A 14,241-nucleotide genomic window follows, 5' to 3' on the forward strand; every position below is an offset into this window, starting at 1 on the left:
AGCGTCTCACGCCTGCAGGCGAACGCCGCCTAGCTGTGGGAGTCGGAGGTTGAACGGGAACTACACATTGAACCTGAACTCGACCACGTCGCCGTCCTGCATGACGTAGTCCTTGCCCTCGATGCGGACCTTGCCCTTGGACTTCGCCTCGGCCATCGAGCCGGTCTCGAGCAGGTCGTGGAAGTGGACCACCTCGGCCTTGATGAAGCCACGCTCGAAATCGGTGTGGATCACGCCGGCGGCCTGCGGGGCGGTCCAGCCCTTGTGGATCGTCCAGGCACGCGCCTCCTTGGGGCCCGCGGTGAGGTACGTCTGGAGGCCGAGCGTGTCGAAGCCGACGCGCGCGAGCTGATCCAGACCCGACTCGTCCTGGCCGTTCTCGGCGAGCATCTCGCGCGCCTCCTCCTCGGTCAGCTCGACCAGCTCCGCCTCGAACTTCGCGTCGAGGAAGATCGCCTCGGCGGGCGCGACCTGCGCCGCGAGGGCCTCGCGCTTGGAGGCGTCGGCGAGGACCGCATCGTCCACGTTGAAGACGTAGATGAACGGCTTGGCGGTGAGGAGGTTGAGCTCCTTCACGTCCGCGAGGTCGAGCTTGGCCGCGGCGGCGCCGGCGCTGAGCGCCTTGCCCGACTCGAGGATCTCCTTGGCGGTGGTGACCGCGGCGAGGAAGTTGGGGTCGGCCTTCTTGGCGCGCACCTCCTTCTCGAGGCGCGGGATCGCCTTCTCGACGGTCTGGAGGTCCGCGAGGATGAGCTCGGTGTTGATGGTCTCGATGTCGCTCGCCGCGTCGACCTTGCCGTCGACGTGGATGACGTCGGGGTCCTCGAAGCCGCGGGTCACCTGGCAGATCGCGTCCGCCTCGCGGATGTTCGCGAGGAACGCGTTGCCCAGGCCCTCGCCCTCGGACGCGCCCTTGACGATGCCCGCGATGTCGACGAACGACACCGTCGCGGGGACCTCGCGCTCGGAGCCGAAGACCTCGGCGAGCTGGCCGAGGCGCGCGTCCGGCAGCGGGACGACGCCGACGTTGGGCTCGATGGTCGCGAACGGGTAGTTCGCGGCGAGCACCTCGGCGCGGGTGAGGGCGTTGAACAGGGTCGACTTGCCGACGTTCGGGAGACCGACGATTCCGATGGTAAGAGCCACGGGCGTCAAGTCTACCGGCGGCGGGTCCCGCCTCCCGCCCGGGGACGATGCGCGGGGACGGTGACACGCGCATCGTCCCGACGTACGGTGGCGGGATGAGCTTCGAGGAGCTGTTCAACCAGGGCGTCGCGCACGCGCGCGAGCAGAAGGACTGGGACAAGGTGCGTCCAGCGACGGAGCTGATCGCCGAGGCCCCGGACGGGGACCACGACCCGATCGCCGGCCTGGTCATCCCGACGCCCGACATGATCGAGCCGTTCCGGCTGAAGCGCCCCGAGGACGCCTGACCCCGCCGGCTTGCACGAGGGCCCCGCCCTCCCTCGCGGGAGACCGGGGCCCTGTGGCTGACGCTTACGCGCCGAGCGGGATGTTCGCGCCGGGGATGGCGTCGAGCAGCTTCTGCGTGTACTCGGTCTGGGCGTTCGAGAAGATGCTCTCGACCGAGCCGTGCTCGACGATCTTGCCCTTCTCCATCACGGCCACGTCGTCGGCGACGACGCGCACGACCGCGAGGTCGTGGGTGATGAAGAGGTAGGACAGCCCCAGCTCCTCCTGCAGGTCCGCGAGGAGCTGCAGGATCTGCGCCTGGACCAGCACGTCGAGGGCGGAGACCGCCTCGTCGAGGATCACCACGTCGGGCTTGAGCGCGAGGGCACGCGCGATGGCGATGCGCTGGCGCTGACCGCCCGAGAGCTCGTTCGGGTAGCGGGACAGCACGGTGCGCGGGAGGGCGACCTCGTCGATGACCTCGTTGACGCGCTGCTCGCGCGACTTGCGGTCGCCGATCTTGTGGACGTCGAGGGGCTCCTGGATGATCGAGCCGATCGACTGCATCGGGTCGAGCGAGCCGTACGGGTCCTGGAACACCGGCTGCATGCGGCGGCGGTGCTCGAGCATCTCCTTGCCGGTGAGGACGGTGGCGTCCTTGCCGGCGACGAAGATCTCGCCCTCGGTCGCGGTCTCGAGGCCGAGCACCATCTTGGCGACGGTGGACTTGCCGGAGCCGGACTCGCCCACGAGCGCCATGGTGGTGCCACGCGGGACCGTGAAGTTGACCTTGTCCACCGCGGTGAACGGCTCCGAGCGGAAGCTCCCGCGACGGATCGAGAACACCTTGGTGAGGTCCTTGACCTCGATGGCCGGGGTGCCCGCGTGGTCCGCGTGCTCCACCACGTCGTGGCGGTGGGCAGCGGCCGCCACCAGGTCGATCTCGTCGCCCTGCGGCGCCTCCGCGACCTCGACCCGCGACGACTTGAGGCGCTGCGACGCGAGGCTCGGGGCCGCCGCGATGAGGCGCTTCGTGTACGGGTGCTGCGGGTTCTGCAGCAGCTCGAGGCTCGGGCCGGACTCGACGATCTTGCCCTGGTACATGACGATGACCTTGGACGCGCGCTCGGCGGCGAGGCCCAGGTCGTGCGTGATGAGCAGCAGCGCCGTGTCCTTCTCACGCGTGAGCGACTCGAGGTGGTCGAGGATCACGCGCTGGACGGTGACGTCGAGCGCCGACGTGGGCTCGTCGGCGATGAGCAGCTTGGGGTCCGCGGCCAGGCCGATGCCGATGAGCACGCGCTGGCGCATGCCGCCGGAGAACTGGTGCGGGTACTGCTTCACGCGGCGCTCGGCGTCGGCCAGGCCGGCCTCCTTGAGCACCTCGACGACGCGCTTGTCGGCGTCCTTCTTGTTCTTGGCCATGCCGTTCGCGAGGACGGCCTCGCGCACCTGGAAGCCCACGTTCCACACGGGGTTCAGGTTGGACATCGGATCCTGCGGGACGTAGCCGATCTCGCGGCCACGGATGCCCACCATCTCCGACTTCGAGACCTTGGTGAGGTCCTTGCCGTTGAACATGACCGTGCCGCCGGTGATGCGGCCGTTGCTCGGCAGCAGGTCCATGAGGCCGGTGGCCGTGGTGGACTTGCCCGAGCCGGACTCGCCGACGATCGCGACGGTCTCGCCCGGGAAGATGTCGAACGAGACGCCCTTCACCGCCTGGACGAAGCCGTTGCCGGTCTGGAAGCCGATCTGCAGGTCCTGGACGGAGACGAGCGGCTCGTGGGTGTCGGTCACGGGGGTGGACTCCTGGGTCATCCGCGGGCCCTCGCCTTCGGGTCGAGGGCATCGCGCACCAGCTCGCCGAGCGTGATGAACGCGAGCACGGTCACGGTGAGGAAGATCGACGGCCAGATGAGGGTCATCGGGGCCGTGCGCAGGCTGCTCTGGGCCGCGCTGATGTCGTTGCCCCACGACATCACGCTCGGGCCGAGCCCGACGCCGAGGAAGCTCAGCGTCGCCTCCGCCACGATCGCGCCGCCGAGCGAGATCGTCAGGTACACGATGACCGGGGTCATCGAGTTCGGCAGCACGTGCGACAGCAGCGTCTTGAAGCGCGTGCGGCCCGTCGCGATGGAGGCCATCACGAAGTCGCCGGACTTCACGCGCAGGATCTCCGAGCGGAGGATGCGCGCGAGCGAGGCCCACGCGAAGCCACCGATCGCGAACGCGAGCGTCCACACCGAGCGGTAGTCGGCGAGCGTGGTCATGATGACCACGGCGGCGAGGATGTAGGGGATCGAGAAGAAGATGTCGCCGATGCGCGAGAGCACCGAGTCGACCCAGCCGCCGTAGAAGCCGGCCAGCGCGCCCGTGATGATGCCGATGACTCCGGAGATCACGGTGGCGAGGACGCCGACCGTGAGCGAGGTGCGCGCACCCCACACCACGCGGGCGTAGACATCGCATCCCTGGCGGGTGAAGCCCATCGGGTGGCCCGCGGCGGGCCCGCCGTTGGAGTTGGCCAGCTGGCAGTCGTCCGTGGGCGACACGTGGGTGAACAGCGTCGGGAACAGCGCCATCAGGACGATGACGAGGACCGCGGCGAGCGAAAGGTAGAACAGCGGGCGCGTCCGAAGCGAGCGCCAGGCGTCGCGCCAGAGGTTCGACGGCTTCTCGTTGAGCTTGACCTTGTCGACCTCGGCCATCTCGTTCTCGTCGAACGGGGCGACGAAGTGCTCGGGCTTAGGCATAGCGGATCCTCGGGTCGAGAATGGCGTACAGGAGGTCCACCAGGATGTTGATGACCACGTAGGCGAGCACCATGACGGTCACGAAGGACACGACCGTGGGGCCCTCGCCTCGGATGATCGCCTGGTAGAGCGTGTTGCCGACGCCGGGGATGTTGAAGATGCCCTCGGTCACGGTCGCGCCGACCATCAGGACGCCGAAGTTGGCGGCCGAGTTGGTGACGACCGGGATGAGCGAGTTGCGGAGCACGTGGACCGGGATCACGCGGCGGCCCGGGAGGCCCTTCGCGTAGGCGGTGCGCACGAAGTCGCGGCTGCGGGTGTCGATGACGGTGCCGCGCATGAGGCGCATGCCCGTCGTGAAGAGGCTCAAGGCCAGGACCACCGCCGGCAGCCACATGTTGCCCACGCTCGTGTCGGCTCCCACGGTCGGGGAGGCCCAGCCCCACTTGATGGCGACGAAGTACTGCGCCACGAAGCAGAGCACGAAGATCGGCACCGACAGCAGGATGAGGCCGACGACCAGCATCACGTTGTCGAACAGCTTGCCCTTGCGCAGGCCCGACACGAGGCCGACGACCACGGAGAGCACGAACTCGAGGCTGATGGCCATCGCGGCGAGCTTCAGCGTCACCGGGAAGGTGCGCGCGAGCACGTCGGCGACGCTCTGTCCCGAGAAGGTGGTGCCCAGGTCGCCCGAGAAGAGGTCCTTCATGTACAGCGCGTACTGCACCAGGAACGGCTGGTCCAGGTGGTACTGCTGCTGCAGCGCCTCATAGACGGCCGGGTTGGGCGTCTTGTCGCCGAACATCGCGAGGATCGGGTCCCCGGGCATCGCGAAGACCATGAAATAGATGAGGAAGGTGGTGCCGAGAACCACCGGAACCGCCTGGAGGATGCGGCGAACCACATACATCAGCATGGGCGCGCTCCTCGGATGTGTTTCGTCTGGAACATATGGTGTCCGATTCTACTGTGCGTGTCGCCTGCGTCCGCACCGCAAGGCGAGGATAGCCCCGCACCGGCCGCGGCGATGCGACATGGACGATGCGGGGCCGGGGTGCCCTGGGGGTGAACGCACGATGGCCCGCCCCGTCGGAACGGGGCGGGCCACCAGGCGGTTTACTTCTTGGTGATCTCGTAGAAGAGCGGGACCGAGTGCCAGTCGAACTGGACGTTCTCGACGTTCTCCGAGTAGCCACCGGTCACGTTGGAGTACCAGAGCGGGATCGCCGGCAGGTCCTTGAACAGGACCTCCTGGGCCTTCTGGAAGTCCTCGATCGCGGTCGCCGAGTCGGTGGCCTGCTTGCCCTCGTCGATGAGCTTGTCGAACTCCTTCGACGAGTAGTCGCCGTCGTTCGAGCCGGCACCGGTGTAGTAGATCGGGCCGAGGAAGTTCTCGAGCGACGGGTAGTCCGCCTGCCAGCCGGTACGGAACGCCGTGCCGATGGTGCGGTTGGTCACCTCGGTGCGGAAGTCGCCGAACGTCGCGAACGGGTTGCCGAGCGCGTCGATGCCGAGCGTGTTCTTGATCGAGTTGGTGACAGCGTCGACCCAGGTCTGGTGGCCACCGTCAGAGTTGTAGCCGATCTCGAAGGTGCCGGACCACGGCGAGATCGCGTCGGCCTCGGCCCACAGCTCCTGCGCCTTCTCGGGGTCGTACGCGAGGACCTCGGAGCCCGGGATGGAGTCCGACCAGCCGTCGATGACGGGCGAGGTGAAGTCCGACGCGGGGGTGCGGGTGCCCTGGAAGATCACGTCGGTGATCTCCTGGCGGTTGATCGCCATCGAGATCGCCTGGCGACGGAGCTGGCCCTCCTCGCCCGTGAAGTGCTCGAGCGTCTGCGGGATGGTGAACGACTGGAAGATCGCGGCGGGCTGGTTGACCGCGCGGTCGCCCAGGTCCGTCTCGAAGGTCGCCATCGCGGAGTCCGGGATGCCGTCGATCACGTCGACGTTGTTCGCGAGGAGGTCGGCGTACGCCGCGTCCTGGGTCGCGTAGAAGACGATCTCGAGGCCGTCGTTCTTGGCGGTGCGCTCACCCGCGTAGTCGGGGTTGACCGAGAGGTCGATCTGGACGTCGTGCTGCCAGTCCGACGGGTCCGCGAGCATGTAGATGCCGTTGCCGACCGGGTTCTTGCCGAACGCCTCGGGGTCCGCGAAGAAGGACTCGGGGAGCGGGTAGAACGCCGAGTAGCCCAGCGACAGCGGGAACTCCGAGTTCGGGGTGGCGAGCGTGATCGTGAAGGTCAGGTCGTCGACGACCTTGAGGCCCGACATGGTCGGGTTCGAGGCGCCCTCGTCCGAGTTGTAGCCGTCGAAGCCCTCGATGTTCTCGAAGAAGTAGCTGTTGAGGGCGGTCGCCGAGTTGGCCGGGTCCGCGCCCCAGTTCCACGCGTCCACGAAGGAGTTCGCGGTGACGGGGGTGCCGTCGGTGAACGTCCAGCCGTCCTTGAGCTTGACCGTGAAGGTCTTCGAGTCGTCGGTGGTGATCGAGTCGGCGACCTCGTTGTGGGCCGCACCCGTGGCGTCGTAGTAGACCAGGCCCGCGAAGAGCGAGTCGATGATCTTGCCGCCACCGGTCTCGTTCGTCGCGACCGGGATGAGCGGGTTCTGCGGCTCGGAGCCGTTGGTCTTGATGATGGCGTCACCGGTCGAGCCGCCGGCCGAAGCCGAAGCGTCGGTCTCGGAGCCGTTCGACGAGCAGCCGACGAGGACGAGGGCCGACGCCGAGGCGATGGCCGCGCCCCCGAGCACGGACTTGCTGAGCTTCACTGTTCCTCCTACTGGGACCCACCGGGCGGCGGGCGTTGATAGGCGCCGAACCGGGGTGTCGGAACGACGACTGGGATGCACGCTGATGACGTGCAACCCGGCCAGGCTAAACGCGGTCTCGTTAACGAATTGTTTCCGGACCGCGAATCACCGGGCTTTGTGACCAAATAGTAATCACGCGTCCCACCATGCGAGACGAGTGTGATCAGGGTCACAGGACGCCCGTCCCAGGCAGGCGTCGGCGGGCCGTGGTGGGGCCTTGTCGGACCCCGGTGGGACAGTCGTGACCATGGTCACCCTTCTGTCCTCGCTCCTCTGTCTCGTCGTCGGGGCCGCCCTCGGGGCCCTCGTCGCCACGCGCCGCGCGGCCGCCGCATCGTCCCGCGACGCCGCCACGCTGCGCGCCGAGCGCGACGCCCTCCGCCAGGAGTTCCGGGCGCTCAGCGGCGAGGCGCTGCGCGCGAGCCAGGAGCAGTTCCTCGACCTCGCGCACGAGCGGCTCAAGCGCTCCGAGCAGGAGGGCGGGGCCGCGCTGCTGCGACGCGAGCAGGCGATCCGCGAGATGGTCGAGCCGCTGTCGCGGTCGCTCGAGGCGATCCGCGAGCAGACGATGCTCGCGGACCGGGCGCGCGCGGCCGGCCACGCCGCGCTGGGCGAGCAGGTGCGGCACATGCTCGAGGCGTCCGAGCGGGTAGGCCGCAAGGCCGACGACTTCGTCAACACGCTGCGCCGCTCGGACGTGCGCGGCAACTGGGGCGAGGTCCAGCTGCGCCGCGTGGTCGAGCTCGCGGGGATGCTCCCCCACGTGGACTTCACCGAGCAGGACGTGGTGCGCGACGCCGAGGGACGCAACCTGCGCCCCGACATGACGGTCCGGCTCGCGGGCGGGCGGACCATCGTGGTCGACTCGAAGGTCGCGCTCGTGGGGCTGCTCGAGGCCTTCGAGGCGGAGGACGAGGCGGTGCGCGCCGAGCGCCTGCAGGCTCACGCCCGCCACGTGCGCCGGCACATCGACGACCTCGCGTCGAAGCGCTACTGGGAGCAGTTCGACTCGGCGCCCGAGTTCGTGGTGATGTTCGTGCCCTCGGAGGCGTTCTACCAGGCCGCGGTCGAGCAGGACTCGTCGCTGCAGGAGTACGCGTACGGCCGCGGCGTGATGATCGCGACGCCCACCACGCTCGTCGCGATGCTGCGCACCGTCGCGCACGCGTGGAAGGAGGACGCGCTGGCGCGCGACGCGCAGCAGGTGCTGGCGCTGGGCAAGGAGCTGTACGACCGCCTGTCGACCATGGCCGGCCACCTCGCGAAGGTGGGCCGTGCGATCGACCAGGCGGGCAAGGCCTACAACTCGACCGTGGCATCTCTTGAGTCGCGCGTGCTCGTGAGCGCGCGCAGGTTCGGCGAGATGCAGCACATCGCCGCCGAGATGCCGCCCGTCGAGCAGGCGGAGACCGACATCCGCGTCCTCGCCGCGCCCGAGCTGCTCGAGGCCGACCTCGAGCGCGCGGCCCAGGCGTCGCCTCAGGACTAGGACGTCACGCGCGCGTGGCGCGCTCTGCCTCCTTGGCCTTGAGGTCGGCACGGATCTCGCGCGGCAGGGAGAACATGAGGTCCTCGGTGGCGGTGCGGACCTCCTCGACGGTCGCGAAGCCGCGCGCCGCGAGCGCCTCGACGACGTCGCGGACGAGGATCTCCGGCACGGACGCGCCCGACGTGACGCCGACGGTGGCGACGCCGTCGAACCACTCGTCGCGGATCTCGGTCGCGCGGTCGATCCGGTGGGACGTGCGCGCGCCGGACTGCAGCGCGACCTCGACGAGGCGCACGGAGTTCGACGAGTTCGCCGAGCCCACCACGATGACGAGATCGCACTCGGGCGCGAGCTTCTTGACCGCGACCTGGCGGTTCTGCGTGGCGTAGCAGATGTCGTCGCTCGGCGGATCCTGGAGCGCGGGGAAGCGCTCGCGCAGGCGGCGCACCGTCTCCATCGTCTCGTCGACCGAGAGCGTGGTCTGCGACAGCCACACGACGTTCTCGGGGTCCGGGACCTCGAGGCCGTCGACGTCCTCGGGCGAGTTCACGATGATCGTGTGCTCGGGCGCCTCGCCCGCCGTGCCCTCGACCTCCTCGTGGCCGGCGTGGCCGATGAGGAGGATGGTGCGCTCGTCGCGCGCGAAGCGGATGGCCTCCTTGTGCACCTTCGTCACGAGCGGGCACGTCGCGTCGATGGTGAGGAGGTTGCGCTGCTCGGCCGCGTCGCGCACCGCGGGGGACACGCCGTGCGCCGAGAACACCACGCGGGCGCCCTCGGGCACCTGGTCCGTCTCGTCGACGAAGATCGCGCCGCGCTCGGACAGCGTCTCCACCACATACTTGTTGTGGACGATCTCCTTGCGCACGTAGATGGGCGCGCCGTGGAGCTCGAGTGCCTTCTCGACCGCGATGACCGCGCGGTCGACGCCCGCGCAGTAGCCTCGCGGCGCGGCCAGCAGGACGCGCTTGGTGGTGGTGTCGGGCATGGCCTCCATCCTACGTGGCAGGCTGGTCGCCGTGACCGAGCCCCCCGCCCCGCACACCCTGCCCGCCACGGCCGGCGAGACGTCCGCCGAGCGGCCGTGGCCGGTGCGCCACCTGTCCCCCAAGATCGGCGAGTTCGTCTCGCGTCTGCCCGCGGTGTGGGTCGAGGGCCAGGTGCTCAACGTCAAGCGGTGGCGCCACCTCGTGTTCCTCACGCTGCGCGACACCGACGAGAACATGTCGATGTCCGCGACCATCCCGGCCCGGGAGGCGGAGTCGCTGGGCGTCGACCTGGTCGACGGCACGCGCGTGGTCCTCCACGCCAAGCCGGAGTGGTGGACGCGCTCCGGCTCGCTCCAGCTGGGCGGCCGCGAGATCCGCCAGGTGGGTCTCGGCGACCTGCTCGCGCGCCTCGAGGCGCTCAAGGACGCTCTTGCGCGCGAGGGCCTGTTCGACCTGGAGCGCAAGCGGCCGCTGCCGTTCATCCCGCGCGTCGTGGGACTCGTGTGCGCGACGCAGGGCGACGCGGAGCACGATGTCGTGGAGAACGCGACCCGCCGCTGGCCGGGCGTCCGCTTCGAGATCCGCCGCGTCACCGTCCAGGGACCGCGCGCCGTGCCCGAGACCACCGCCGCGATCCGCGAGCTCGACGCCCACCCCGACGTCGACGTCATCGTGGTCGCGCGCGGCGGCGGCTCGTTCGAGGACCTGCTGCCGTTCAGCGACGAGGCGCTCGTCCGCGCGGCCGCGGCCTGCGGGACGCCGCTCGTGAGCGCGATCGGCCACGAGAAGGACTCGCCGCTGCTCGACCTGGTCGCCGACTACCGCGCGTCGACGCCCACGGACGCGGGCAAGCGCATCGTCCCCGACGCCGCCGCGGAGGCGGCCGGCATCGCGCGCGCACGCCGCTCGATGGCGGCGGCCGTGGAGCGCATGGTGATGAGGGAGGCCGCGGGACTCGCGGCGATGCGTTCCCGTCCCGTGCTCGCGCGCCCCGAGGCGATGCTCGTGCCGTACGCCGACGCTGTGTCGCGGCTGCGCGACCGGGCGGGCGCGGCGGCGACGGCCCGCATCGACCGCGCCGAGGCGGCCACGCGCGAGCTCACCGCGTCGCTGCGCGCGCTGAGCCCCCTCAGCACGCTCGAGCGCGGGTTCGCGGTGGTCCGCACGCCCGACGGCACGGTGCTGCGCGACGCGGCGGCCGTGCACGCGGGCGACGCCCTGCGCATCCGCCTCGCGCGCGGCGAGGTGGAGGCCGTCGCGCGCGGCTGACGCCCGGTTCGGCAGGCACGGTTCCGCATGCGGCTCGCCGACGGTCCACGTATGTGAACGTGTCCAGTCCGGCGCGGCGCCGGCGGAACCGTGCGCAGCAAACGGGGCGCGGGCGCGCTACTTGCCGCCGAGCAGGATGTCGAGCGCGTCGGCGCGCTCGCCGCGGTTCGGGTCGAGGGGGTTCGCGATCGCGCGGACGGCGGTCGACGCGGGCGCGACGGTCGGGAACGCGGGCACCGTGACGTCCTGCGCCGGGGCCGGCGCGACGGGGGCCGGGCCGACCTGCGGGGCCCACGTGCCGGCCTTGACCGCGGCCGAGCGGGCGCGCGCCGCCTTGGCGTACTCCTTGTGGATCTGCCGGCCGAGCTTGGAGATGAGCGCCTCAGGCACCGCAGGGTTGTCGATCAGCGCGTAGACCACGTCGACGTTCTTGTCCTTGGCGAGGTCCTCGCGCAGCTCGACCGGGATGCCGGGCCGGGGATTGCGGGCGAGGCCCATCCGCACATCCGCGGACGCGTCCTCGGCGAGCTTGAGCAGCGTCATGAGGGGCGTGCCGGGGTGGGCCGCGACCGCGGCGCGCACCTTCGCCTCGGGCGAGCGCGAGAGCGCGGCGAGCTCGCCATCCGTGATCCCCTCGCGGATCGTCTGCTGCGCGCTCTTGCGCGCGGTCTGCGGGGCGCTGGTGCTGTCGCTGAACATGTCCACCTCATCGTGTCGTTCCGGGTGCCTCATGAGAGGGCGTGGGGAGCCCGGTATGACGCTGTTCTCGGCAGAACGCCTCCGAGGCTTGAGCGCGCGCCGGTACGGTAGCCGTCATGAGCGACGCAGCCGCCCCCTTCACCGACCCCGTGGACGACCTCTCCTACGAGGACGCCCGCGACGAGCTCATCGCGATCGTCGCCCGCCTCGAGGCGGGCAGCGCGACCCTCGACGAGTCGCTCGGCCTGTGGGAGCGCGGCGAGGCCCTCGCGGCCCGCTGCCAGGCCCTGCTCGACGGCGCGCGCGACCGCATCGTCCAGGCGCAGGCGGACGATGCGGCGGACGCCGGCGTCGTGGGCGTCGTCTCCGGCGACGACGAGGAGGCGTGATGAGCGAGCACGTGCTGGTGATCGGCGAGACCCTCGTCGACGTCGTGATCGGCCCCGAGGGCACCGCCGCGCACCCGGGCGGCTCGCCCGCCAACGTGGCACTCGGGCTCGCGCGCCTGGGCCGCGAGGTGGACCTCGTCACCCACCTGGGGCTCGACCCCAACGGCCTCCTGTGCGCCGACCACCTCCAGGACAACGGCGTGCGCCTCACCCCCGGGTCGGCCGGCCCGGGCGTGACCTCGGTCGCCACGGCCACGCTCGACGCGGCCGGCGCCGCGACCTACGACTTCGACATCACGTGGTCGCTCGAGGCCGGCGTGCGGCTGCGCAACGCCCCGCTCGCGGTGCACACCGGGTCGATCGCCGCGGTCATGGAGCCCGGCGCGGCGGAGGTGCTCAAGCTGGTCCGCATCCTCCGCTACAACTCGACGATCACGTACGACCCCAACGTGCGGCCGTCGCTCATGGGCGACCCCGCCCAGGCGCGCGCCGCGATCGAACGCTTCGTCGCGCTCGCCGACGTGGTCAAGGCCTCCGACGAGGACCTCGCGTGGCTCGCCCCGGGCGAGGACCACGCCGCCGTCGCGCGCGACTGGGCCTCGCGGGGCCCGGCGTTCGTCGTGGTGACGCGCGGCGGCGCGGGCGCAATCGCCTACCTCGCGGACGGGCGGGAGGTCGCCGTGAGCGCGCCCACCGTCACGGTGGCCGACACCGTGGGCGCCGGCGACTCGTTCATGAGCGGGATCGTCGACGGGCTGTGGGAGGCGGGCCTGCTCGGCGGCTCGCATCGCGAGGAGCTGCGCGCGATCACGGACGAGTCCCTCGCGGCGGTGCTCGCGCGGTGCGCCCGCATCGCGGCGATCACCGTGTCGCGCCCCGGCGCGAACCCGCCCACCCGCGCCGAGCTCGACGCCTGACGGGCGGTCCGACCGGGCCCGCGCATCGTCCCGGGCGGATCGGCCGCGATCCCGTCCGCACGGGACGGAGGTCCCCCGTCGTCGTGCCAGACTTGGCGCCATGACAACGGAGTTCCGCATCGAGCACGACACCATGGGCGAGGTCCGCGTGCCCGCCGAGGCCCTCTACCGCGCGCAGACCCAGCGCGCCGTCGAGAACTTCCCCATCTCCGGCATCACGCTCGAGCGGCGCCACATCGAGGCCCTCGCCCGCGTGAAGAAGGCCGCCGCCCGCGCCAACGCGGAGCTGGGCGTGCTCGCGCAGGACATCGCCGACGCGATCGTCGCCGCCGCGGACCAGGTCGCGTCGGGCGCGCACGACGCCCACTTCCCGGTCGACGTGTTCCAGACCGGCTCCGGCACCTCGTCGAACATGAACACCAACGAGGTCATCGCGACGCTCGCGACCGAGGCGCTCGGCCGCGACGTGCACCCGAACGACCACGTCAACGCGTCACAGTCCTCCAACGACGTGTTCCCCACCTCGGTGCACGTCGCCGCGACCGCGTCGCTCGTCGGGGACCTCATCCCCGCCCTCGAGCGCCTCGCGACGTCGCTCGAGGGCAAGGCCGAGGAGTTCGCCGACGTCTACAAGTCCGGCCGCACGCACCTCATGGACGCGACCCCGGTCACGCTCGGCCAGGAGTTCTCCGGGTACGCCGCCGCGGTCCGCTACGGCGTCGAGCGCCTCATGGTCGCGCTCCCCCGCGTCGCCGAGGTGCCGCTTGGCGGCACCGCCGTGGGCACCGGCATCAACACCCCGGAGGGCTTCCCGCAGCGCGTCATCGCGCTGCTCGCGGAGGACACGGGCCTGCCCATCACCGAGGCCCGCAACCACTTCGAGGCGCAGTCCGCGCGCGACGGCCTGGTCGAGGTGTCGGGCGCGCTGCGCACCATCGCGGTGTCGCTCACCAAGGTCTGCAACGACCTGCGCTGGATGGGCTCCGGCCCCAACACCGGCCTGGGCGAGATCCAGCTTCCCGACCTGCAGCCCGGCTCGTCGATCATGCCCGGCAAGGTCAACCCCGTGGTCCCCGAGGCCGTCCTCATGGTGTGCGCCCGCGTGGTGGGGAACGATGCGACGGTCGCCTGGGCGGGCGCGTCCGGCGCGTTCGAGCTCAACGTGCAGATCCCGGTGATGGCGCTCGGCGTGCTCGAGTCCACCCGCCTGCTCGCCAACGCCGCCCGGGTGCTCGCCGACCGCACGGTCGACGGCATCGTCGCGAACGTCGACCGGGCGCGCTTCCTCGCGGAGGCCTCGCCGTCGATCGTGACGCCGCTCAACCGCGTGATCGGCTACGAGAACGCCGCGGCGATCGCGAAGCACGCGGTGAAGAAGGGGCTGACGGTCCGCGAGGCGACCGTCGACCTCGGGTTCGTCGAGCGCGGCGAGATCACGGAGGAGCAGCTCGACGCGCTGCTCGACGTCACCACGATGGTGGGGCGCTGACCGTTATCACCCGTATC

General features: G+C 70.8%; 13 protein-coding genes. 6 read left to right on the forward strand and 7 right to left on the reverse strand.

What is annotated here, in order from left to right; all coding sequences use genetic code 11:
• Positions 1-60: 60 nt before the first annotated feature.
• The gene (ychF, locus tag AOM04_RS02275) at positions 61-1,146 is read right to left on the reverse strand and encodes a redox-regulated ATPase YchF (protein ID WP_062461628.1); all 1,086 of its coding nucleotides are present in this window, start codon (positions 1,144-1,146) and stop codon (positions 61-63) included.
• A 95-nt stretch (positions 1,147-1,241) separates the two neighbouring features.
• On the opposite strand from ychF, the gene AOM04_RS02280 reads away from it, so the two are divergent.
• Complete coding sequence (locus AOM04_RS02280) at positions 1,242-1,433, forward strand: hypothetical protein (RefSeq protein ID WP_062461631.1); 192 nt, start codon at positions 1,242-1,244, stop codon at positions 1,431-1,433.
• 64 nt (positions 1,434-1,497) lie between these two features.
• Here the strand turns inward: AOM04_RS02280 and AOM04_RS02285 are convergent, their stop codons facing one another.
• The 4 genes from AOM04_RS02285 to AOM04_RS02300 all read right to left on the reverse strand — a co-directional run bounded on the left by AOM04_RS02285 (position 1,498) and on the right by AOM04_RS02300 (position 6,941).
• Positions 1,498-3,234: a dipeptide ABC transporter ATP-binding protein gene (locus AOM04_RS02285; RefSeq protein ID WP_062461634.1), complete on the reverse strand. Its 1,737-nt coding sequence runs from the start codon at positions 3,232-3,234 to the stop codon at positions 1,498-1,500.
• On the reverse strand, positions 3,231-4,169 hold the full coding sequence (locus tag AOM04_RS02290) for an ABC transporter permease (RefSeq protein ID WP_062461636.1): 939 nt from the start codon (positions 4,167-4,169) through the stop codon (positions 3,231-3,233). Before AOM04_RS02290 ends, AOM04_RS02285 begins: the two co-directional genes overlap by 4 nt.
• Positions 4,162-5,088: an ABC transporter permease gene (locus AOM04_RS02295; protein WP_062461639.1), complete on the reverse strand. Its 927-nt coding sequence runs from the start codon at positions 5,086-5,088 to the stop codon at positions 4,162-4,164. Before AOM04_RS02295 ends, AOM04_RS02290 begins: the two co-directional genes overlap by 8 nt.
• A 200-nt stretch (positions 5,089-5,288) precedes the next feature.
• Positions 5,289-6,941, reverse strand: a complete 1,653-nt coding sequence (locus tag AOM04_RS02300) for a peptide ABC transporter substrate-binding protein (protein WP_062461642.1) — start codon at positions 6,939-6,941, stop codon at positions 5,289-5,291.
• A gap of 289 nt (positions 6,942-7,230) precedes the next feature.
• Between AOM04_RS02300 and AOM04_RS02305 the strand changes: the two genes are divergently transcribed.
• The gene (locus AOM04_RS02305; protein ID WP_062461644.1) at positions 7,231-8,472 is read left to right on the forward strand and encodes a DNA recombination protein RmuC; all 1,242 of its coding nucleotides are present in this window, start codon (positions 7,231-7,233) and stop codon (positions 8,470-8,472) included.
• A 4-nt stretch (positions 8,473-8,476) separates the two neighbouring features.
• Here AOM04_RS02305 and AOM04_RS02310 read toward each other — a convergent pair whose 3' ends face one another.
• Complete coding sequence (locus tag AOM04_RS02310; RefSeq protein WP_228373589.1) at positions 8,477-9,460, reverse strand: 4-hydroxy-3-methylbut-2-enyl diphosphate reductase; 984 nt, start codon at positions 9,458-9,460, stop codon at positions 8,477-8,479.
• Positions 9,461-9,491: 31 nt separating this feature from the next.
• Here AOM04_RS02310 and xseA point away from each other — a divergent pair, with 31 nt between their 5' ends.
• Positions 9,492-10,730 (forward strand): exodeoxyribonuclease VII large subunit, encoded by a 1,239-nt coding sequence (xseA, locus tag AOM04_RS02315; RefSeq protein WP_228373590.1) that lies wholly within the window; start codon positions 9,492-9,494, stop codon positions 10,728-10,730.
• A 117-nt stretch (positions 10,731-10,847) separates the two neighbouring features.
• Here xseA and AOM04_RS02320 read toward each other — a convergent pair whose 3' ends face one another.
• Positions 10,848-11,429: a hypothetical protein gene (locus tag AOM04_RS02320; RefSeq protein WP_062461651.1), complete on the reverse strand. Its 582-nt coding sequence runs from the start codon at positions 11,427-11,429 to the stop codon at positions 10,848-10,850.
• 116 nt (positions 11,430-11,545) lie between these two features.
• Here AOM04_RS02320 and AOM04_RS02325 point away from each other — a divergent pair, with 116 nt between their 5' ends.
• The 3 genes from AOM04_RS02325 to AOM04_RS02335 all read left to right on the forward strand — a co-directional run bounded on the left by AOM04_RS02325 (position 11,546) and on the right by AOM04_RS02335 (position 14,224).
• Entirely contained in the window at positions 11,546-11,818 is a 273-nt protein-coding gene (locus tag AOM04_RS02325; protein ID WP_062461654.1) for an exodeoxyribonuclease VII small subunit, read from the forward strand.
• The gene (locus tag AOM04_RS02330) at positions 11,818-12,735 is read left to right on the forward strand and encodes a carbohydrate kinase family protein (RefSeq protein ID WP_062461657.1); all 918 of its coding nucleotides are present in this window, start codon (positions 11,818-11,820) and stop codon (positions 12,733-12,735) included. The genes AOM04_RS02325 and AOM04_RS02330 overlap by 1 nt, the downstream gene beginning before the upstream one ends.
• Positions 12,736-12,835: 100 nt before the next feature.
• Entirely contained in the window at positions 12,836-14,224 is a 1,389-nt protein-coding gene (locus AOM04_RS02335; protein ID WP_062461659.1) for a class II fumarate hydratase, read from the forward strand.
• Positions 14,225-14,241 lie beyond the last annotated feature (17 nt).

The organism is Demequina soli (genome assembly GCF_000971195.1).
Lineage (GTDB): Bacteria > Actinomycetota > Actinomycetes > Actinomycetales > Demequinaceae > Demequina > Demequina soli.

Coding starts and splice junctions, on each gene's coding strand:
- AOM04_RS02310 (WP_228373589.1), bottom strand. CDS start 9,460: ATGCCCGACACCACCACCAAGCGCGTCCTGCTGGCCGCGCCGCGAGGC.
- AOM04_RS02335 (WP_062461659.1), top strand. CDS start 12,836: ATGACAACGGAGTTCCGCATCGAGCACGACACCATGGGCGAGGTCCGC.
- AOM04_RS02325 (WP_062461654.1), top strand. CDS start 11,546: ATGAGCGACGCAGCCGCCCCCTTCACCGACCCCGTGGACGACCTCTCC.
- AOM04_RS02285 (WP_062461634.1), bottom strand. CDS start 3,234: ATGACCCAGGAGTCCACCCCCGTGACCGACACCCACGAGCCGCTCGTC.
- AOM04_RS02330 (WP_062461657.1), top strand. CDS start 11,818: ATGAGCGAGCACGTGCTGGTGATCGGCGAGACCCTCGTCGACGTCGTG.
- AOM04_RS02290 (WP_062461636.1), bottom strand. CDS start 4,169: ATGCCTAAGCCCGAGCACTTCGTCGCCCCGTTCGACGAGAACGAGATG.
- AOM04_RS02280 (WP_062461631.1), top strand. CDS start 1,242: ATGAGCTTCGAGGAGCTGTTCAACCAGGGCGTCGCGCACGCGCGCGAG.
- AOM04_RS02320 (WP_062461651.1), bottom strand. CDS start 11,429: ATGTTCAGCGACAGCACCAGCGCCCCGCAGACCGCGCGCAAGAGCGCG.
- AOM04_RS02305 (WP_062461644.1), top strand. CDS start 7,231: ATGGTCACCCTTCTGTCCTCGCTCCTCTGTCTCGTCGTCGGGGCCGCC.
- AOM04_RS02295 (WP_062461639.1), bottom strand. CDS start 5,088: ATGCTGATGTATGTGGTTCGCCGCATCCTCCAGGCGGTTCCGGTGGTT.